The sequence below is a fragment of the Rhodococcus shunpengi genome (genome assembly GCF_048381395.1).
In the GTDB taxonomy this organism is placed as follows: domain Bacteria; phylum Actinomycetota; class Actinomycetes; order Mycobacteriales; family Mycobacteriaceae; genus Rhodococcus.
This window is the reverse complement of the sequence record NZ_JBLWIU010000012.1, coordinates 88,588-108,839: the sequence shown is the minus strand read 5'-3', so window position 1 is coordinate 108,839 and position 20,252 is coordinate 88,588. Positions and strand designations below refer to the sequence as shown.

Here is a 20,252-nt window from a genome sequence, read left to right as displayed (position 1 = left end):
GGGATCAGGCGGGTGATCAGGAAACGGGGTCGGCGACGTCCTCGCGCCGCACGTGTCCGGGCGGGTCGCTGCTCGGCAGGACGGTGTGGAGGTGGGCGCCGTCCTCGTCGTGCCACCGGACGGTGATCGCGTCGTCGCGCAGGGCGACGGCAAGTCCCGACACCGCCGGTTCTCCGGCGCTGCCCGGCGTCAATGTCGTTACCAGCGCGACCGGGGTCTGCGCGTGCACGACACTGCCGACGAGCCATGCGGGGACGCGGGATTCGAGCCGGTGCGACCACCAGCCCAGATTCGTGTCGGTGTCGCCGCGGATCTCGCTGCGGATCGGTTCTCCGGAGGACGCGGCGTAGGTGAGCTGCAGGGCGGGTGCGCCCTCCCGGAGGGCGAGATGGCCGCATTCGGCGGGTCGGACGTCGAGGGAGGGGTGCAGCGGCCAGGCGGTGCGGAACTCGTGGTGGCCGGTACCGGTGAACAGGTCCACCACCACCGCGGTGGCACGGCCGGGCGGTGCGATGAGCCATCGGCGGTGTACGACGGGTTCGTCGAGTCGGAGGTAGCCGTCGTGCTCGGCGTCCACGAAGCCGGTTGCGGTGTCCACGGAATGCGTGTGCACCCGCGCGTGCTGCCGCCAGAGGAAGGCACCGCCGATGACGGATTGGTCGAGTCCGTCCACCGAGGCGGTCGGGTGGGCTCGCGTGCCCCGATGTGCGGACCGCCAGTCGGGATGGCCGTAGTAGCTCGTCACGCCCGGATGTCCGACGAGTTCGTGGCCGTCTGCGCTCAGGGTGACCGCGAGTGCGTCGGCATGGCCGTGCGCTGCGATCGACAGGTACCCGAGGGGACCGACGTCCATGGTGATCCGGCGTCGCCCGGAGCGCAGCACCACGAGGCCGCCGTCGGGTGCGTGGAAGCTGCCGAAGGGTTCGCCGCGAGGCGTGTCCTCGGTGGCTTTCGTGGCGGCGGCGAGCCACCCGGCGGCCGGGGGTCGAGTGCCGGCCCGTCTCGCGTCGGGTGTGCCCAGCACACATCCCACGAGACCGAGATGATCGCGAACGGTGCGCACGGGCGACGCGTCGAGGCGCAGAGCGAACCCTTCGTCGTCGTCCCCGTAGCGCGGTGCCGGGTCGTGGTCTCCGACCACCGCCGCGAGATACCGGGCGCTGCGCGTGATCGCGTTCGTGAGCAGGACGGGCGCGTATCCGTCACGTCGCCGGAGCATCTCGGCGACGAGGAGCAGCAGTTCTGCGGTGAACATCTGATAGCCCACGGCCTGTTCGGCACCGCTGCCGTCGGGCAGGATCTGCCGGTCGGCCTCCGCGCACAACGCGGTGACGGCATCACGCTCCCATCGCGGCGAGGGCCGTAGATCGGGGAACAGCAGCGCCACGGTGGCGAGGCCCGCGAGTTCACCGATGAGGTGATTGTTCGCCGAGCTGTACAACGAGCGTTCGGCCCAGCATCGGCGGGCGCTCTCCGCGAGCATGCACACGACGGCGCGGAAGCGGGCGACGGTGAGACGCGGACTGTGCCGCAGCCCCTGCAGCGCGACGGCCACCGAGATCGCGCGGATGCCCGCCTCGAACGCTCCGCGCCAGGCGATGCCGCGTCCGGGGGGATTGGCGGCGATCCACGAGTCCAGCTGGTCGAACGCCTCGGCGGCGTAGCGATCATCGCCGGTCAGGAGCCAGGCCTGCGCCAGCCACGGAAGGTGCTGCAGCCGGTTCAGTTCCCAGATCCACTTCGGGTCGCCGGCCGCGGTGCGGTGATCGATGCGGTGACCGGGCAGTGTCGGCCAGTCGATCCCGCCGATGGGGTCGTGATTCCAGTCGATCTCGGGCCCGAGTGCCGCCTCCGGATAGCCGAAGTAGGCGAAGCGGTGGTCGAGAACCCGATCCGCGGCGACGAGCGTGGCGGCGGCGATCTCGGTTCCGGCGAGGGTGTCGGCCTGTTCGTGGCCGAGGAGGACGGGACGGCCCTCGGTTGCACGGAAACGGTCGAGGGTGCCGCACCAGTCGAGGTCGGGCCCGACGAGTTGCGCGTCGGTGAACGATCGGGACGGAAGTCGTTGTCCGACCACGCGGCGGACCCGCCATTCGATCTCGGCGGGTTCCATCGCGCGGAGCCGATGTGCGTACCAGGTAAGTCGTTGCACGGGACCTCCGTTACGAGGTGGTTGCACGGGACCTCCGTTACGAGGTGATCGACAGGGGATCGGCACGGTGCGAATCCCCACCGTAGCAAAATCAAAGTCTGTAGATTGCCGCTTAATCAGACTACAGGTATGTTTAGCGCGAGCACATCCGAACCGAAGGTGGGCCCATGGCACCTCCGAAGAAACTCGTCGCCGTCCAGCACCGCGTGCGGCGTATGCATCCACTCGCCGCCCCGATGAGCCGTGAACTCAGCAGGATCGCCGCGGCGGGCCCCGACGAGATCCGTGCCTTCCAGGAAGGTCGGCTCCGTGCGATGACGCGATGGGCGGCCGTCGCCTCGCCGTTCTACCGGCAGTGGTTCCGCCGCGAGAAGGTGGACCCGCGTGAGATCCACACTCTCGACGACCTGCGGCGCCTGCCCGTCCTCCGCCGCAACGACCTGATGGATCGTCCCGAGACGTTCCGCGCCTATCCCGCACGCGCGATGTGGGAGGCCCATTCGAGCGGAACGTCCGGCCGGGCCGTCACCGTCTACCGGACCCCGGGCTCGTCGGTCTACGAGATGCGGGTGCTCGAGCGGCAGTGGAATTGGTTCGGCCTGCCGCGTGCCCCTCGCCGGGTGACGCTGGGCGGTAGCGACTTCGCGGCCGACCGTCCCGGAAACCCGACCGAGATCGTCCCCGGCGCACGACAGCTGTTGGTGTCGAGTTACCGGCTCACCCCCGACGACCTGCCCACGATCGTGCGGGACATCCGCAGGTTCGGTCCCGACGCGATCGACGGCTGGCCGTCGAGCATCTGCCTGCTCGCGGAACTGCTGTACGAGCAGGGGGAGCGGCTCCCGGTCCGCGCCGTCCTCACGTCCTCCGAGACGATGCGGTCCGCCCAGCGTGCCCTGATCCGCGAGGTCTTCCGAGGTCCGATCGTCGATCACTACGGTCAGACGGAGCGGGTCGCGATGGCGGGCACGTGCGAGGCGGGCACGATGCACATCTTCCCCGACTACGGCATCGTCGAACTCGAACCCGTCCCCGGTGCACCGGACAGATGGGAGATCATCGGAACACCCTTGCACAACTGGGGTTTCCCGATCTTCCGTTACCGGACGGGCGATCTGGTCGGACCGGCACCGGCAGACGGGTGCGCGTGCGGCCGGGCGTTCCCCACCCTCGGAGCGCTCGACGGTCGGGTCGAGGACGCGTTCACCACCGCGGACGGCCGGCCGCTTCCGATGCCGTCGACCGTGATCGACGACGTCACCGGTGTCCGCGAAGCCCAGATCGCGCAACTCGCTCCGGGACGGTTCGAGATCCGGATGGTTCCGGGCGTGGGCTTCGACGCCGAGCGCGTCGAGCAGCAGTACAGACGCAACGTCGAGCGGTTGTACGGCCCGGGACAGGAACTCCGCGTGGTGACCCTGGATGCCGTGCCGCGCACCGCCTCCGGAAAATTCAAGACGGCCGTCGTGGAGGGTGGGGGGGACCGTTCCGTTCCGGCGGTTGTGGCGGAGGCCTTCACCGGCTATCGCCTAGGCTCGGGAGAGTGAGGCGTCATCCCGTGTACAGGAGAACGGGACGCCGCCGCGGGTCGGGAGGATCCCGGCACCATACGGGATCGGCAGGGTCCAAGGGCCGTACGGTGTCCCGCATCCTGCTCGTCGTGCTGGTGACGACGTCGTCGCTGTCCTGCGCGGCGCCCACCGCGCGCGACACCACCGCGGATGCGGCGTCGACAGCGATGTCCCTGCCGGGTATGCCCGCGACCGGTGAGCCGACCTTCCCGAGAACCGCCACCTACTATCTCGACCAGGATCGCCTCCCTCCGATGGAGGAGCTCGCCCGATACGATCTCGTGGTTCTCGATCACGAATGGGCGCATCGTGTTCCGGAATCGTACTTCGACGGGCTCCGGTCGCGGAATCCGCGTGTCCGTCTGCTCGCGTACCTGAACCTCGTCGACCTTCCGGGAGCGCTGGGGTCGCCGGGATACTGGGCCGATCGGTACGCCCTGTGGCAGTTCGACGGCCCGAACAGCAGCGCCTTCCCGAAGGAATGGCTCGCCACCACGGCATCGGGGGAGCCGGTCAGCGAATGGCCCCGGACGACGATGACCAACCTCACCGACGTGGCGCCGCGGGTCGACGGCAGGATCTATGCCGAGTACGCCGCGGAGTGGGTCGCCGATCAGGTCTGGTCGACCGGGATCTGGGACGGTGTCCTCCTCGACGTCTGGGGGGATCGGATCTACTCGGCCGACGCGGACGCGTGGGACATCGACGGCGACGGTGTGGACGAACCGGATTCGCAGATCTACGGCCCCGACGGGCCGTGGGCGCGGGGACTCACCGTGGCGGAACGGATCATGCGGGAGCGCATGCCCGACGCGATCATCGTCGCGAACGGCGATCGCAGCCCGGTCGACGGCCTGCTCGACGGGCGGGCCTGGGAGAGCTTCGCGGATCCGATGGTCGAGCGCGATCCGGGCATGGACCTCGACCGCTATCTCGAGACGAGTGCCGGAGGGGGACATCGATCACCGGGAGTGTGGATGACGATCGACCGCCTGGGAACGGGCCGGAGTGTGGCCGACACCTATCGACGAGCGCGCTTCTTTCTCACGGCCACGCTCCTGGGAGACGGTTACTGGGCGCCGATGCTCCTGCACTACGGCAGTACCGCCTACTACGACGAGATGGACGGGGCGGGACTCGGCCCCGGTTATCTGGGCCTGCCCGTCTCCGACGCCGGTCTGCAGGGCGACGCGGGACGGACCGTGCTCCGCCGGGACTTCGAGAACGGGATCGTCCTCGTGAACAGCGGGGACAATGCCGAACACGTGTACCTCGAGGGCCCCTACCGTCACCTGCAGGGGACGCAGGACCCGAGCGTCAACGACGGCAGCGTCACCGACGAGGTGGTGCTCGAACCGCTGGACGGCCTCATCCTCCTGCGGACGGACTGACCCGGTCGATCTGCCCGTCAGTTCGACCGGCCCGTCAGTTCGGTGAGCAGGGCCTCGAACGACCGTGCGGTCCGGGAGATCCGGTACTCGCGTTCCGCGCGTTCGCGGCCGTTCGCGCCGAGGCGGCGCGCGAGTGACCGGTCGGCGGCCAGCACGCACAGTCGTTCCGCGAGTGCCGCGGCGTCTCCGACCGGGACGAGGAAGCCGTCGGTCCCGTCGGTGACCATGTCGGGCAGGCAGCCGCATTCGGTGGCCACCACCGGAAGACCGGCGGCCATGGCCTCGATGACCGTGATGGGTGCACCTTCGTGGACGGACGACAGCGCCGACACGTCCAGTCCCGGCAGCAGTGCTCGGACGTCGCGGCGCACACCCGTGAACACGGTCCGGCCGGAGATACCGAGATCGCCGGCGAGCGACCGTAGTTCGGATTCTCTCTCGCCGCCACCGATGATCAGCAGTCGCAGCTCGGGACGGGTGCGTGCGGCGATCCGCACCGCCTCGAACAGCACCTGGTGTGCCTTCTGATGGCTCAACCGCGCGACGATACCGACGGCGAACGCGTCGGGGGACAGCCCGAGCGCTGCGCGTGCCCGGTCGCGGTCCTCCTCGGTGGGCGGGTCACCGATGTCGATCCCGTTGGTGATGACCACTTCTCGTGTGCGCGACCACGGCCGGCGGGCGACCCCCTCCTCGCGGCGCAGATAGTCGCCCTGGCGCGGTCCCAGCAACACGAGGGCATCGGAGAGGAAGAGGGTGGACACGGCCCACCGGGGAAGACACCGCTTGCCGATGCTCGTCAGATCCATGTCGTGCGCGGCAACGAGATTCGTGGGTGTCATGGCAAGGCGCGCTGCCAGCCTGCCGAGCGCCAGAGCGGCGTGGTGGTGGTGTGTCACGAGCACGGCGTCGGTGCGGTCGGTACGCAGCATGCGCACGAGCCGCGTCAACCGGCGCGGGTCGTAGCGGCCGGATCGCGGGACGACCTCCACCTCGAATCCCGCGCGCCGATACTCCTCGGCGAGCGGGCCGGCTTCGCGCACGCACACCAGACGGGGGCGCACGACCGACGGATCGAGGTGCCGGAACACCTCGAGCATGAGGACCTCGACGCCCCCGACGAACGTCTGGTCCAGCACGAGCGTGAGGCGGACGGGATCCGTCCGCTCTGCGTGCTCCGTCGGCCGTGCGGGTCGCACAATTCGAGACCGTGCGGGTCGCACAATTCGAGACCGTGCGGCTTCCACGAGGGCGCTCTGGGCGCCCGCGACACTTCGGTGGAGTGTGAACTCCGATTCCACGCGTTCCCGCGCGGCCCGCCCCATCTTGCGGGCGAGTTCGGGATCGTCGAGCAGTTCGAGCATCCCGTCGGCGAGTGCTCGTTCGTCGCGGGAAGACACGAGCCGGCCGGTGACCCCGTCGACCAGCATCTCGGGGACGCCGCCGACGGCCGTGCACACCGCGGGGCGGCCGGATGCCATGGCTTCGAGCAGGGCCATGGGGAAGCACTCGATGCTGTACGACGACAGGACGACGAGATCCAGGGCACGGAGGATGCGCGGGATGTCGTTGCGCGCACCGGTGAAGACGACGTTCGCGCGCAGATCGGCGGCGTCGGCGATCGCTTCGAGGTCCTCGCGGCACGGACCGTCGCCGATGACGAGGAAACGGACATCGGGTCGCACGTCGACGACCCGCCGTGCGGCGCGGAGGAAACAGGCGTGGTCCTTCTCCGGACGCAGTGCCGCCACGATCCCGACGGTGGGAGCATCCGCGGGCACGCCGAGTTCGGGCAGCACGCTGCGATCGTCGGTGGTGTCGTACAGCGACGGATCGACCCCGTTGTACACGACGGTGATCTTCTCGGGTGGGTAGCCGAGATCGTCGGTCATGAATGCGCGCTGTGCCTCGGCCACACCGAAATAGGAGTCCGTGAGCGGATCGAGGCACCGGTCGATCAGTCGCCGGAGCCGGCCGCGGGGTTCGGGATCACCGCAGTGGTGGACCCACACCACGACGTGCGGGACGCGGGCGAGGAAGGCCGCCGCCCGTCCCAGCGTCTCGGCGTTGTATCCCCGCGTGATCACGATGTCGGGACGGAACCGGCACATCTCCCGCACCAGATCGACCAGGGCGCGCACCATCTGCCGCTTGGTCCTGCGCAGCGCCGTTGCGGGAATCGACGATTCGACCAGATCGGAGAACAGCGCGCCGGGTTCTCCGATGCAAACGGCACACGAGGTGAAGCGCTGGGGGTCGAGTCGCGGGAGCAGGGTGGTGACGTGCCGTTCGGCGCCGCCCACACCCAGATCCGGCACGACGTACATCAGTCGCAGCGGACGGGACATCTGCCGACCTCTCTGTAGAGGGTGTCGAAACGCCGTGACACGACGTCGACGTCGAATTCCGTGCACACCCGGCGCCAGGCGCCGGCGCCGAGGCGGGCCCGCTCCGCGTCGTCGGTGACGACCTTGCGGAGGGCGGCGGCGAGGGCGTCGGGATCGTCGGGTGGGACGAGGATTCCCGAATCGGCGTCGACGAGATCGGGTATCCCGCCGACCGGACTGGCCACCACACACAGCCCGGCCGCCATGGCTTCGAGGATCGCCATCGGCTGACCTTCGTTCCGGGACGGCAGCACGAGGATCCGGTTGTCCCGGAGCAGTCCGGAAACCTTCTCGGGTGCCGTCCATCCCGCGATGGTGACGGTGTCGTCGATACCGAGTTCGGCGACCTGCTGTGCGGCCGCGTCCACGGCACCGTCACCCGCGATCGTCAGGTGCGCGCCGGAGACCGCTCCTTCGTGCGCGAGTCGCGCCCATGCCTCGAGCAGGACGAAGGTGCCCTTGCGTTCACCGACCTCGCCGAGGAAGAGCACGTTCACCGGTCGCCCGTCCGGCCGTTGGGAGACGGGCGTCCGGGGCCGGACGGCATTGGGCACGACGACGATCCGGGCACGGGGTGCGATCTCCTGCAGGCGGCACGCCCACCTCTCCCCGAGTGCGATCACCGCGTCGGCCTCGGTGAGGGTCGCGCGGATGACGGTCCGGGCGGGCTTGGGGCACAGGGAGTAGAAGCGGTGGAACTCGGCGCCGTGGACGTGGAGGATCACCGGGATGCGGGCGGCGCGTGCGATCCATGCCAGCGTGGCCTTCCGGACGAAGCTTCCGTACGAGGCGGTGTGGAGGTGTACGACGTCGGGTCGCCTCCGGATCACCGTGTAGGTGAACGAGACCAGCCCGACGGCGAAGGCGACGATCCGGAGGGGGATCGAACCGTTGCGATGGGTGCCGATGTGTTCGATGTGCCAGTCGCTCCACAGATCGGTTCCCTGCATCGTGCGGACGAACGAGGCGACACCGCCTCGGGTCGATGTGCTGGTGGAGACCCACAGCGCCCGTGGGGCATTCATGACGAGACCTCCTCCGGGGATCTCTCGGGATCCCGCTTCCGCGGGACGAACCGGTCGGACCATCCGATCGCCACACCGGCGATGAGCAGTGCCATCGCATTGGTGACATCGAAATTGCGGAGTTCGGCGGTGAACCCGGTGACGAGCAGGCACAGCACGGCGAGGACGGCCGCGATCGCGAGCGGTTGCCCGGTGAGCCGACCCGGTGGCAACCTGCGGTAGGCGCGGACGAGTTGGACGACGAGCAGCACGAGCACCGTGATCCACAACAGACCACCGACGATGCCGAGTTCGGCGAAGATCCCCAGTTCCGTGAAGTGGGCGTCGATACCGAATCCGCCCTCCCACGGGATGCTCGGTCCCCACGCCCGGTGGAAGAAGGTGTTGACGGACACGAAACGCGCGACACCCCACCCGGTGAGCGGTTCCTCGCGGATCGCCCAGAAGGCCGTCGCCATAGCGTTGAGCCGGTCGTGGATCTCGCTCGTCGAACCCACGCCGCCGGCCTTCCGGTCGGCGCTGGTGAAGGTCGACCAGTTCATCGCGACCGCGACCACCATCGCCGTGGCCGTCAGGGCGAAGGCGCGGCGGAAGCCGCGGGCGCACAGCAGTCCGACGAGGACGACGATCCCGAACGCCAGCCACACCGCGCGTGTGTAGGTGAGGAAGACGCCGTAGGCGCAGGCCACGGCGATCACGGCGGCGAGGCGCCGGAGCCAGACGGGTTCGGATCTCTGCGAGGCCAGGACGACCGTGACGATGAATCCGAAGATGAGGATCGTCCCGTTGCCGACGGGCTGATTGGTGACACCCACCGCGCGGCCCGGCCAGTGCTCGTTCTCGAGCATGTAGCGCGGCCACACCAGAGCGGTCGGGCCTTTGAGCTGGAAGATGCTCATCATCGCCGAGAACGCCGCGATGGCGGTGACGGTCCAGAGCATGCCCCGCACCGCACGCTCCCGGTCGAAACTCAGGCGTCCCATGACGAAGACGGCGAACGGGATGACCGTGCCGATGATGATGAAGCGGGACACCGAGGTGGGTTGACTCGTCAGGGGAACCACCGCGGGGAAGCGGTGCGAGGCGAACATCGACCAGAAGTTCCACAGGACGAACAGGCCCATGAAGATCTCGAGCATGCCCAGCTGCCGGATGCGATCGGGGCGCACGGTGATCCAGAGCCCGAACGACCCCAGCGCGACCGCGAAGAGGAAGACGAACAGATCGACGGGCAGCATGGGGATCTCGGGTGTGGGGAGCCGGAAGAACATTGCGACGATCAGCACGAGCACCGCGGTGGCCGGGTGGTAGACCGCCGCGGCGATGACGGCCAGTCCCACCGCCCCGGGCAGGATCAGCGCAAGCAGTTCGCCCGGGAGGACGAATGCGGCCAGGGCCGCGGCGACGAGCAGGCCCGCAGCCGTGGCGGCCGTGAGCGCCGCGCGTCCGAACCGGGCTCCCGACGATCGGATGCCCGGCCGGACGGTTCCTGCGGTGGTCATGGTGTTGCACCCGGCTTGCCGGACAGCAGTGTCGCGGCGTCCCGGTCGGGATGGTGGCCGTTGGACGAGATCGCCGTCGTGTCGGGGCCGAGGCTGTCGATCCGTTCGTAGCGCACCGTGGCGAGGGACTCGCCCCGCTTGTCGCGGCGGAAGAGACGGCGGACGAGCGAGCGTCCGGTGCGGGGGTCGACGAGGACCGCGCCGAGCAGTTCGGCGTCGGCGAGCAGTTCGACAGCCTCGCGGGTGGGACCGACCCGTCCCGAGCGCCGATCCAGGACGAGCACGGTGCGGTCGCTCACGACACACGCAGAGTGGGCGAAGGGGTCCTCGGTGAGCGGCGGGACCTCGACGATCACGAGGTCGGCATCGGCCCGGAGCCGTCGCAGGAGGTGGGTGAACCGTTCGCGGTTGAGCGGGGCGTCCGGGTCGTCGAGGAGATCCCGGACGAGTGCCGTGCGTACCGTGACGGCATCGTCGGCCGCGGTGCGTTCCTGCACCGTGACGGTGTGCATGTCGGCGTGGAGCAGGACGACGCGCTCGCCCTCACCGGCCCAGAATTCGGCGATCGCCCGTGCCACCTGGCCGGTCGCCGGTGTCCGGGTGGGCGAGGCGACGGCCAGGGTCCCCGGCCGCGGTACCTGGCGATGTCCGGCGCGGGTCGCGAGGCGGACGAAGCCGAGATGCCGGGCGCGGCCCTTGCGCCGGCTTCCCCCGCGAGGGATCTCGACGACCGGATTCACTCCCGTCCTCGTGTGCACGTCGTGGGAGGTGCCGAGGGTGGGGGAGAACAAGGCGGCGAGAACTGCGGCGACGGAGCCGAGGACGAGGCCGCCGAGGAGTCCGACCAGCACGTTGCGGGACATGCTCGGTTCGGACATCGCGATGCCGGCGTCGGGCTGCAGGATCTGGAGCTGGTTGGTCGAGTCGCCCTGCAACTGCTGGATCAGCGTCTCGAGCTCGATGATCCGCTGGGTGGTGTAGGCGGGATCCGCACCTTCGGTGAGCAGTCTGCGCCGCTCGTCCAGCTGGCTGCGGAGTGCATCGAGGGAGGCGTCCTTCTCGGCCCGCCGCACCGCGTCGACGTCCCACCGGAAGTTCGTGGCCAGGGCCAGGGCGGCGTCCTTGGCTCCCACATCGGTACCGGCCGTTGCCTCGACGAAGATCATCGAGCTCGCGGCGGCGGTGCGTGCCTCGAAGGTCGTGCCCGGCGGGAGGTCGGTCGAATCCCGAAGTCGCGCTTGGTAGGCGGGATCATTGAACAGATCGATGTAGCCCCGCACCATGACGGCGTCCTCCTCGGGGACACGTCCCGGCGAGGAGACGATCAGCACCGTCCGGCCGGTGTAGCTCGGCTCGGCGGTGTAGGTGCTCACGGCCGACGCGATCACGGCTCCGAGCGTGATGAGAAGGACGAGGGGCCAGAAGTGGCGGATGCGCTGAAGTTGGATCCCGACGGTCGTCGCCGTGTCGAGCGTATCGGCGTCGGTCGTGGTGTTCGTGTGTGTCATGGGGTACCCCAGGTCCTCGGGAGACGACGCTTCAAAACAATCTCAGAGTATCTTTTTACAGGATAGAGCAGAGTTCTAGTTTGTTAAATCCCAAGTTTGGTGGATTATGGATTCGAACCGTACCCATGAGCCTGATTCTGAGTATGCTTCGCTACACCGCACCGCCGGGGACTCCCGGACCCTCTCTCATCGAGGATCGGATCATCGGATGATCGACAATCATTTCGGACTGCACTCGGACGAACCGGCCGCGCGGCCGGTCCGCATTCTCATCGAGAGCAGCGAGTACTGGCTTCGCAACAACGGCGACCTGGCGATGCTCGAGGTCACGATCACGCGCCTGCGTCGCAGATGGCCCGACGCGCAGATCGGCGTGCTCACCGACGTCCCGCTCCTGCTCCGCGCCTACCACCCGACGGCGAAGGGGATCACCGTCCTCTCGACCGACCCCTGGGCCGAGCCGACGGTCGCCGAGGACTTCTTCGCTGCACTGGGACCGCACATCGTCGGCCCGATCGCCCTCGGCATGGTCCGCTTCCGGGTGTGGTTCCCGCAGAAGGCACGCGGACTGCGCCGGCGGCTCGAGCGGCTCGTCCGCACGCGTCTCCCGTCCGAACAGGCCGTGGAAGCGCCCGTCTCCGCCAGTGAGGCGGCCGCTCGCCGGCCGGTGCACCCGGGCAGCGCGGCCGCCGTCGAGAAGGCCTCCCTCCTGCTCGTGCTCGGAGGCGGCTACATCACCGATTCCGATGCCGCCCAGGCCCACCGTGTCTTCACCCTCATCGAGCACGCCTGCGACCACGGTGTTCCCGTCACCATGGTCGGCCAGGGCCTCGGACCGCTCGACGACCCCCTCCTGCAGAAACGCGCGGCCGAGGTGATGCCGCGCGTCGACTTCGTCTCCCTGCGGGAGAACCTTCGCGGCCCGGCCATCCTCGAACGGGCCGGTGTGCCGGACGATCGAATCCTCGTCACCGGCGACGACGCGATCGAACTCGCCTACACCGAATGCGACACCGGCCCCGGAACCGACATCGGCGTGTGCCTGCGTCTCGCCGCCTACGCACCCGTCTCGGAGATCGCCCGCGACACCGTCCGCAGGGTCGTGCAGGCCGTGGCCACCGAGTACTCCTCGACGCTGGTGCCGCTGATCATCGCGGAATACCGCTCCCAGGACCGTCGTTCGACGCTGCCCATCGTGCGCGGAGCGGACTCGGTGGCCGAACCGCCACCCCGGTACACCTCACCCGGACAGCTCGTCGAACAGGTGTCGAGGTGCCGCGTCCTCGTGACCGGCGCCTACCACCTCGCGGTGTTCGCGCTCTCGCGGGGAATCCCCGTGGTCGCCCTGTCGTCGACCCGCTACTACGACGACAAGTTCCGCGGCCTCGAGGACATGTTCGGCGGTGGCCTCACCCTGCTGCACCTCGACGATCCCGCGCTCGGAACCAAACTCGCAGATGCGATGCGCACCTCCTGGCAACAGGCGGACGAGGTCCGCGGTCGTCTGCGTGCCCGTGCCCGGGAGCAGATCCGCCTGGGACACGTGGCCTTCGAACACGTCTTCGCGCTCGCCGAACGGGCGCGGGTCGAGAACCACTGAGACCACTGGGATCACCGAGCAGTACAGGTCGGAAGGATGTCGCCGGAGTGAGCAGCACGACCCCCGAAGAGACGGACCCTGCGGGCCGGACGGTGGAGACCGGCCCCTCCGGGCGGTCGCTGATGTCCTCGATCGGACGGGTGGCCGGCGCGTCGACCGTCGCCTTGCTCTTCTGCGAACTGGTCTCGCTCGCTCAGACCGTCGCCCTCGCACGCCTGCTCACCCCGGCCGAGATCGGCATCTTCGTCGCGGGAACGGTTCTCACGACCTTCTTCGGCACATTCGTCGAAGGCGGACTGCGGTCGGGACTCATCCAGCGCGACACCGACGTCGCCGACGCGGCCGAGACCGTCTTCCGCGTGACCCTGCTGGCCGGGATCGTCATGAGCATCGGCGCGCTCGTGGCCGCACCCGTGATCGGGGCGATCTTCGACAACACCACCGCGGGGCTGGTCGCCGCCGCGACTTCCGGAGTACTGCTGGTCTATTCGGTCGCCAACGTGCCGGAAGCCATGCTGCAACGCGAGTTCAGCGTCAAGAGGCGGCTGATCGTCGGTCCCGCCGTCGCCGTCAGCTACGCAACGGTCGCGGTGTCGACGGCCGCTCTCGGCTGGGGTGTGTGGAGCATGGTGGCCGGCACCTACGTCTCGTACATCACCCTGGTGGTGTCGGTCTGGTCGATCACCAGCTGGCGGCCGGGTCGCGGTCGCGCCTCGTTCGCCCTCTGGCGCGAACTCGCCCGATACGGAGCACCTCTCGTGTTCGGAATGATCGGCTCGCGCGTACAGGCGGCGACGGAGGCGGTGGTGGTCGGCCGAGGACTCAGCGCCTCCGACCTCGGCTTCTTCCGGTACGGCCAGCGGATCGCCCGGATCCCGGCGATGGCGATCATCGAGATCGGCTCGGTCGCACTGTTTCCTGCCTTCTCACGGATCGCCAAGGACCCAGGCAGGCTCGTCTCGGCCTATCTGCGCGCCCTGCAGTGGGCGACCATCGGTGCCGCCGCGTGTTCCGGGTTGATGATCGCCGCCGGCACACCCGCCGTCGTCGTCGTGCTGGGGGAGCCGTGGCGCGGAGCCGGACCGGTGGTCGTCGCCCTGGCCGGTCTCAGCCTCGGCAAGGCGTTCATCTGCGTGAGCGAGGAGATCATCAAGGGATGCGGCCGGACGGGCCTGCTGAACTGGTACACACTCACCGAGGTCGGTGTGGGTCTGGTGCTCCTGCTCGTGTTCGTCGGATTCTTCGGCCTCGTCGGAGCAGCACTGTCCGTGTCGATCACGGCCATCGTCGTGGGGATCGTCGTCATGGCCCTCGCGAAGAGATGCATCCCGGTGTCGCTCTCGCAGCTCGCGGGTGCGATTCTTCCCCCGCTGCCCGCCGCGGCAGTCGCGACGGTAGTGCTCTGGTTGTTCGAACACCATCTCGCACAGAGTGATACGCACCCCACCCTCGTCGCCGTCGCCTTGCTGGCACTCGACGCACTCGTCTTCGCAGCCGCCTATCTTCTGGCGCTCGGCGTGTTCGCGAGATCCGCCACGACCGACCTGGTCGGCACGGTCGGCCGACTTGCCGCAACCGCCGTCAGGACGAGGAGGGATACCCGTGTCGATTCCTAGAACCCATCCCGAGAAACACGGCTCCGCCGAGCTCGCCGCGGTCGCGCGGTCCGGGGAGGTGGTCCGGCTCCGGCCCCCGCGGTTCTCGGACCATCGGGAATGGCGCCGGATCCGGCTGCGCGACCGAGCCATCATCGAACCGTTCTGGGCGGCCAGTGAGCTGTCCTGGGAGGCGCGGCACACCCAGGAGGAATGGGTGCAAGAGTGCCTGCACCTGCGATCCTGCCGCCGATCGCGCGGCTTCGTGATCGAGGTCGACGGGCGTTTCGCCGGACAGGTCAACCTGTTCGGCATCGATCACGTGAGCCGCTCCGCGGAGCTGGGTATCTGGATGGACTCGGCGGTGGGTGGCCGGGTCATCGGGCACCTGGCGATATCGATCCTGATGGACCACGCGTTCACCGCCCTGGGGCTGTACCGGCTCACCGCGCCGATCTGTGTCGACAACCTCCCGGCCGCCCGCGGCGCGGACCGGCTCGGGTTCGTCCGGGAGGCGACGATGAAGAAGTCCTTCGCGGCAGGGGGCCGTCGCAAGGACCACATCCTGTTCGCCATGACGGCCGATCGGGTGCCCGGCGAGGGACTGACCGCGCAGTGGTCCGATCCCTCGGTTCCCCTCGTCCTGCCGGTGTGCTCCGTCGACCGGCGCATCTCGCCGAGAAGTCTCGCGACCGGCTGCCGCTACGTGCTCGGTACCGCGAAACGGCTGGCTCCCGGACGAGCAGCGCTGCAAGCGGCACCTGCTCACGTCGGTGGGCTGATCCTGCGACCGGTCCACGCCCTGTCCGCTCCTCTGTTGCGACAACACCGCCGGGAGGAGGACGCCGTCCTGGAAGGGATGTGGCAACCGAGCTCACCGTGGGCGGGCTGGTCGGGGCACGCCTTCGGATACCGCGTGGAGAAGGACGGCCGGCACCTCGGCACGGTCGGTTTCGAACCGATCGATCTCGTCCGGCACGACGCCACACTGCGTGTGGACGCGACCGGCGACGACAGTCACCGGGCGCTCCTGCAGGCAGCGGGATGGCTGCTCGACCGGGCGTTCGGGGTGCTGAACATCGAGCGGGTACAGACCGGGGTCGATTCCTGCAACGCGGTGGCAGCCGGTTTCGCGAAGGCGCTCGGGCTCACCCTCGAAGGACGGATGCGAGGCATCACCACACACGACGACCGGCTGCGTGATCTCGACCTGTGGGCCAAGGTCGCGGACGGCAGCGCAGACAACGAGACATACAAACTCGATCACGCAACCCCCGCGGGAGAATGACGATGACCGAATCCGTCGACCTATCAGCAAAATTCGACAGATCCGCCCACCTCCAGCGGCGCCTCCACGAACTCGTGCCCGGAGGTGCCCACACCTATGCCCGCGGCCCGGACCAGTATCCCGAACACATGACGCCGATCCTCACCCACGGGGACGGCGCACACGTGTGGGACGTCGACGAGAACCGCTACGTCGAATACGGGATGGGACTGCGGTCGGTGACGCTGGGACACGGCTACCGCCCGGTCGTCGAGGCCGTCACCGAAGCCGTACGGAGAGGGACGAATTTCAGCCGTCCCACCCTCCTCGAAGTCGAAGCGGCCGAGGACTTCCTGTCGCTCGTGCCCGGCGCCGACATGGTCAAGTTCGCCAAGAACGGATCCGACGCCACCACCGCGGCGGTCCGTCTCGCGCGCGCCGTCACCGGGCGCGATCACATCGCGGTCTGCGACCACCCCTTCTTCTCCGTCGACGACTGGTTCATCGGAACCACGCCGATGAGCGCGGGCATCCCGGAGAGTTCGCGATCGCTCACGTTGCGCTTCCGCTACAACGACCTCGCATCGCTCGACGCTGCCCTCACGTCGCATCCGGTGGCGTGCGTAGTCCTCGAAGCGGCCACTGCTACAACAGAACCCGCATCCGGATTCCTCGAGGGAGTGCGCCGGCTGTGCGATCGCCACGGTGCGCTCATGGTGCTCGACGAGATGATCACCGGGTTCCGCTGGTCGGAGCACGGGGCGCAGTCGGTCTACGACGTGCGGCCCGACCTGTCGTGCTGGGGCAAGGCGATGGGGAACGGATTCCCCATCTCCGCGCTCGCCGGTCGCCGCGAGTACATGGAACTCGGCGGACTCGGGACCGACGCCGAACGGGTCTTCCTGCTCTCGACCACCCACGGACCGGAAGCGGCGTCGCTCGCAGCCTTCCGTGCAGTGGTACGTGCGTACGGGACCGAGCGGCCGATCGAACGGATGGAGGCTGCCGGAACGCGTCTGGCCACCGCGGTGAACGCGCTCTCGGCGGAGATGGGACTCGACGAGTACGTCCGGGTCGAGGGCAGACCGTCCTGCCTGGTGTTCTCGACGCGAGGACCCGACGGGACGCCCTCGCAGGAGTACCGGACGCTGTTCCTCGCGGAACTGCTCGACCGCGGGGTCCTGGGCCAGTCGTTCGTCGTGTCGGCGGCCCACACCGACGACGACATCGACCTCACCGTCGCCGCGGTGGAAGCGGCGCTCGTGGTGTACCGGAAGGCGATCGACGCCGGGAGCGTCCGGGGTCTCCTGCGCGGACGGCCGGTGGCGCCTGCGCTCCGCCGCTTCGCTGCCCCGCGCCGACTGCCGTAGCGGTCGGTGCAGGAAACGGTCAGCGCAGGATCAGGCAGGTGGTCGAGCCCGTCGCGAGCAGGCGGCCCTCCGAGTCGCGGGCCTCACCGCGCGCCGTCGCCGTGCGCCGTCCGGTGTGCTCGCAGAAGCCCTGCACACGGATGACACCCTTCCCGGTCTGCACCGGGCGGACGTAGCGGACCTGCAGGTCGAGGGTCGTGTACCCGACCCCGGCCTCGAGGGTGCTCGACACGCAGAAGCCCATCGCGGTGTCGAAGAGGGTGGCGAGCACACCGCCGTGGATGCTGCCCACCGCGTTGGCGTGGAACTCCTGCGGCTCGAGGGTGACCTCGGCGAAACCCTCGCCGGCATCGGTGACGGTGAAACCGAGCGTGCGGGAGGTGGGGTGGTGCGGGATCGTCCCGTCCATCAGCCCGCGCAGGAAGTCGAGTCCGTGCATGTCGCGGTTGGCCGCCGACGTCGGTGCCGGGTCCTCCCACGTGTAGGTACGCTGCCGCTGCTGTTGCTCGTCCGTGCTCACGATGACCGACCGTATCCCACCTCCGGAGGGGTGACATGTGGAGCCGGGCGTGCCATTCTCGTTGCATGCGCCGTCGATGTTGATCCGACCCGGTGACCTCGCTGTCCGCGCGGGTGGTCGCGTACGCGTCCGTCCGTGAGTTCGTGCCGCTCTACGGCCTGTACGCGTTGCTGTTCGAGGATCACGGTCTCGACACCCGCTCCATCTCGTCGCTGTTCGTCCTGTGGTCGGTGGTCGCCTTCGTCTCGGAGGTGCCGTCGGGCGCGTGGGCCGACACCGTCTCCCGTCGCGGTCTGCTGTTCGGCAGCGGAGCCCTGCTCACCGCCGCGTTCACGATGTGGCTGGTGTGGCCCGGTTACTGGGGGTTCGCGCTCGGCTTCGTCCTGTGGGGCATCAGCGAGTCGTTGAAATCCGGCACCTTCGAGGCCCTCGTCTACGACGAACTCGCCGCGCGCGGGTGCGAACACCGGTACGCGGCGATCATGGGATACGCCAACGCGGGTGAGATGACGTGCGTCTTCGTCGCGATCCTCACGGCGGCACCGCTGTTCGAACTCGGCGGTTACGCCCTGGTGGGCTGGGTGTCGGTCGCGATCACCGTCGTCGACATCGCGCTCGTGGGAACGCTTCCCGCCGCACCGAAGGTGGAGGAGGCCGACGAGATCGCCGGCAGCGGCGACACCGTCCTCGTCCGCTACATGTCGTCGCTGCGGGCCGGCACGTCCGAGATCCGCACCGACCGGGCCGTGCGACGATCGGTCGTCCTCGCGGCCGCCCTGCTCGCCTGTCTCGCCTTCGACGAGTACTTCGCTCTCCTCGCACGCGAATCGGGAGCGGAGACCGGATTCGTGCCGGTGCTGGTCGCGCTGACGGCCGTCGGACAGGTGGTCGGTGCCGCGACCGCCGGACGGACTGCGACGATGAGCGGCCGCACCATGGGTGCCGTCGTGATCGTCGGATCGGCATTGATCGCCGGTGGTGCACTCGCCGGAGGGATCGCCGGATTCACGGCGATCGGCGTGGGTTACGGCGCGCTGCACAACGTGGCGATCGTCGCCGAGGCGCGCCTGCAGGACACGATGTCCGGTCGCGCCCGGGCGACCGTCTCCTCCGTCGTCGGCCTGACGAGCGAGGTGCTGTCGGTGGCGATCTTCGCTGCCTACGCGCTCGGCTCGCTGTGGTTGCCGATGGCGGTGCTGGTCGCGGTGACGGTGCTCCCGCTGGTCGGGCTGGGCGTGGTCGCGCCGAGACTGTTGCCCGCAGCGCGCTCGGCTCCATTCTCCGGCCCATGAGGGTCGGGGAGCAGTTCGGCCACGAGGGCGGGAAGCCGCTCTCGCCACTGAACCCAGTCGTGGCCGCCGGCGAACCGCGCGGAACGGACGGGATGCCCGGCACGGCCGAGACGGCTCACAGCCGAGTCGATCTCGTCGAGCATCATCCATTCGAGTGAGCCGGCCTCGCAGAAGATGGGCACCCTGCCACCACGATCGGCCTCGGCGATCGTCGGAACGTCGCGCCCCCGGTCGTCGTGCCACCACATCGACGGTGAGAGACACGCCGCACCGGCGACGATGTCCGGGCGTGTCAATGCGAAGAACATCGACGCGAGACCACCGTAGGAGCAACCGCCGACGATCACCTGCTCGTCGACGAGGGCGAGCAGTTCGTCCCGGAAGCGCGGGTTGGCGGTCAGATCGGAGGCACGGACGTTGCGTGCCGGACCGTCGGCACCGACGTGCTCGACGGCCACGACACGTGCCGGTGAGGCGGTGCCGTCGAAGGCGGCGAGTACTCCGTGGGCGAGGATCTCGTCGCCGTCGAACAGCAGTACCGTGCCCCGTCCCGGTAGAGGCGGAAGATATGTGTGTACGCGGCGCGGGGTTCCGTCGAGCACGACGATCGAGGTGTGAAGATCTCCCGCAGGCGGCTCTCCCGTCCGGAAGCGTTGTGGTGGTGCATCGGGAGCTGCACCTTCTCGGGTCCCGGTTGCATTGCGACGGAACCGGATCCACCATTCGCGTTCGTTCTCTCCGTCCTCCGGTCCGTCGATCGGGCCGGCCGACGGAATGAAAGCGTAGGAACCACGCCAAGCGCTGGGTACCCGGACCGAATGCGTCCACGACCGACCGTCCGGATCGCGCCGCATCGTGCCCTCGGCGATGCGGCTGCGGTCGGTCACGCAGTTGACGTCGAGAAACACCTCGGCGGTGAAGGGCGGCATCCGGTCTGCGCTCACCGTGAAGGTCGCGATCCAGCCGTCGTCGTCGGCGGTGAACACCGGCGTACCGTCCCCGATCACGCGCGAGCGGTAGGCAGCCTCGGGAGGCGTGACGGCACTGCGATCCGGGGCGGGCAGCCGTTTCC

The 20,252-nt window shown here is 69.0% G+C and carries 13 protein-coding genes and 1 pseudogene; 7 read left to right on the top strand and 7 right to left on the bottom strand.

Translation table 11 applies throughout. The annotated features are described in order from the left end of the window. Window positions 1–16 precede the first annotated feature (16 nt). Window positions 17–2,152: a heparinase II/III domain-containing protein gene (locus ACNJ7K_RS05680; RefSeq protein ID WP_487041335.1), complete on the bottom strand. Its 2,136-nt coding sequence runs from the start codon at window positions 2,150–2,152 to the stop codon at window positions 17–19. Between the two features lie 167 nt (window positions 2,153–2,319). Here ACNJ7K_RS05680 and ACNJ7K_RS05675 point away from each other — a divergent pair, with 167 nt between their 5' ends. Then, complete coding sequence (locus ACNJ7K_RS05675) at window positions 2,320–3,699, top strand: phenylacetate--CoA ligase family protein (protein WP_487041334.1); 1,380 nt, start codon at window positions 2,320–2,322, stop codon at window positions 3,697–3,699. Window positions 3,700–3,791: 92 nt separating this feature from the next. Beyond that, a complete protein-coding gene (locus ACNJ7K_RS05670) occupies window positions 3,792–5,114 on the top strand; it encodes a putative glycoside hydrolase (RefSeq protein WP_487041333.1) in 1,323 nt (440 codons plus the stop codon). A 17-nt stretch (window positions 5,115–5,131) separates the two neighbouring features. Here ACNJ7K_RS05670 and ACNJ7K_RS05665 read toward each other — a convergent pair whose 3' ends face one another. Genes ACNJ7K_RS05665 through ACNJ7K_RS05650 form a run of 4 tightly spaced genes read right to left on the bottom strand, consistent with a single transcriptional unit; the run spans window position 5,132 to window position 11,536 of the window. Beyond that, on the bottom strand, window positions 5,132–7,462 hold the full coding sequence (locus ACNJ7K_RS05665) for a glycosyltransferase (protein ID WP_487041332.1): 2,331 nt from the start codon (window positions 7,460–7,462) through the stop codon (window positions 5,132–5,134). After that, complete coding sequence (locus tag ACNJ7K_RS05660) at window positions 7,441–8,526, bottom strand: glycosyltransferase family 4 protein (RefSeq protein ID WP_487041331.1); 1,086 nt, start codon at window positions 8,524–8,526, stop codon at window positions 7,441–7,443. The genes ACNJ7K_RS05665 and ACNJ7K_RS05660 overlap by 22 nt, the downstream gene beginning before the upstream one ends. Further along, a complete protein-coding gene (locus tag ACNJ7K_RS05655; protein ID WP_159417002.1) occupies window positions 8,523–10,028 on the bottom strand; it encodes an O-antigen ligase family protein in 1,506 nt (501 codons plus the stop codon). Before ACNJ7K_RS05655 ends, ACNJ7K_RS05660 begins: the two co-directional genes overlap by 4 nt. Continuing rightward, window positions 10,025–11,536 carry a P-loop NTPase family protein gene (locus tag ACNJ7K_RS05650; protein ID WP_159417001.1) on the bottom strand — a complete coding sequence of 504 codons (1,512 nt, stop codon included), beginning with the start codon at window positions 11,534–11,536 and terminating at the stop codon, window positions 10,025–10,027. Before ACNJ7K_RS05650 ends, ACNJ7K_RS05655 begins: the two co-directional genes overlap by 4 nt. Before the next feature lie 208 nt (window positions 11,537–11,744). On the opposite strand from ACNJ7K_RS05650, the gene ACNJ7K_RS05645 reads away from it, so the two are divergent. The 4 genes from ACNJ7K_RS05645 to ACNJ7K_RS05630 are packed head-to-tail and all read left to right on the top strand — an operon-like array spanning window position 11,745 to window position 17,368. Beyond that, on the top strand, window positions 11,745–13,136 hold the full coding sequence (locus ACNJ7K_RS05645; RefSeq protein WP_106200799.1) for a polysaccharide pyruvyl transferase family protein: 1,392 nt from the start codon (window positions 11,745–11,747) through the stop codon (window positions 13,134–13,136). A gap of 47 nt (window positions 13,137–13,183) precedes the next feature. Next, on the top strand, window positions 13,184–14,752 hold the full coding sequence (locus ACNJ7K_RS05640; RefSeq protein ID WP_120281063.1) for an oligosaccharide flippase family protein: 1,569 nt from the start codon (window positions 13,184–13,186) through the stop codon (window positions 14,750–14,752). After that, window positions 14,739–16,019, top strand: coding sequence for a GNAT family N-acetyltransferase (locus tag ACNJ7K_RS05635; RefSeq protein ID WP_487041330.1), 1,281 nt, complete (start codon window positions 14,739–14,741; stop codon window positions 16,017–16,019). The genes ACNJ7K_RS05640 and ACNJ7K_RS05635 overlap by 14 nt, the downstream gene beginning before the upstream one ends. A 2-nt stretch (window positions 16,020–16,021) precedes the next feature. Further along, a complete protein-coding gene (locus tag ACNJ7K_RS05630; protein ID WP_159416998.1) occupies window positions 16,022–17,368 on the top strand; it encodes a glutamate-1-semialdehyde 2,1-aminomutase in 1,347 nt (448 codons plus the stop codon). A 19-nt stretch (window positions 17,369–17,387) separates the two neighbouring features. On the opposite strand, the gene ACNJ7K_RS05625 is transcribed toward ACNJ7K_RS05630, so the two are convergent. After that, window positions 17,388–17,888 (bottom strand): PaaI family thioesterase, encoded by a 501-nt coding sequence (locus ACNJ7K_RS05625; protein WP_006553428.1) that lies wholly within the window; start codon window positions 17,886–17,888, stop codon window positions 17,388–17,390. A 92-nt stretch (window positions 17,889–17,980) separates the two neighbouring features. On the opposite strand from ACNJ7K_RS05625, the gene ACNJ7K_RS05620 reads away from it, so the two are divergent. Next, window positions 17,981–19,180 carry an MFS transporter gene (locus ACNJ7K_RS05620; RefSeq protein ID WP_487041329.1) on the top strand — a complete coding sequence of 400 codons (1,200 nt, stop codon included), beginning with the start codon at window positions 17,981–17,983 and terminating at the stop codon, window positions 19,178–19,180. A gap of 29 nt (window positions 19,181–19,209) precedes the next feature. Here the strand turns inward: ACNJ7K_RS05620 and ACNJ7K_RS05615 are convergent. Continuing rightward, a pseudogene (locus ACNJ7K_RS05615) lies at window positions 19,210–20,109 on the bottom strand (enterochelin esterase domain-containing protein); the annotation flags it as partial. Between the last annotated feature and the right edge of the window lie 143 nt (window positions 20,110–20,252).

What these genes read in the sequence shown, in the direction of transcription:
- ACNJ7K_RS05645 (WP_106200799.1), top strand. Translation starts at nt 11,745, where the DNA reads ATGATCGACAATCATTTCGGACTGCACTCGGACGAACCGGCCGCGCGG.
- ACNJ7K_RS05675 (WP_487041334.1), top strand. Translation starts at nt 2,320, where the DNA reads ATGGCACCTCCGAAGAAACTCGTCGCCGTCCAGCACCGCGTGCGGCGT.
- ACNJ7K_RS05630 (WP_159416998.1), top strand. Translation starts at nt 16,022, where the DNA reads ATGACCGAATCCGTCGACCTATCAGCAAAATTCGACAGATCCGCCCAC.
- ACNJ7K_RS05660 (WP_487041331.1), bottom strand. Translation starts at nt 8,526, where the DNA reads ATGAATGCCCCACGGGCGCTGTGGGTCTCCACCAGCACATCGACCCGA.
- ACNJ7K_RS05665 (WP_487041332.1), bottom strand. Translation starts at nt 7,462, where the DNA reads ATGTCCCGTCCGCTGCGACTGATGTACGTCGTGCCGGATCTGGGTGTG.
- ACNJ7K_RS05650 (WP_159417001.1), bottom strand. Translation starts at nt 11,536, where the DNA reads ATGACACACACGAACACCACGACCGACGCCGATACGCTCGACACGGCG.
- ACNJ7K_RS05655 (WP_159417002.1), bottom strand. Translation starts at nt 10,028, where the DNA reads ATGACCACCGCAGGAACCGTCCGGCCGGGCATCCGATCGTCGGGAGCC.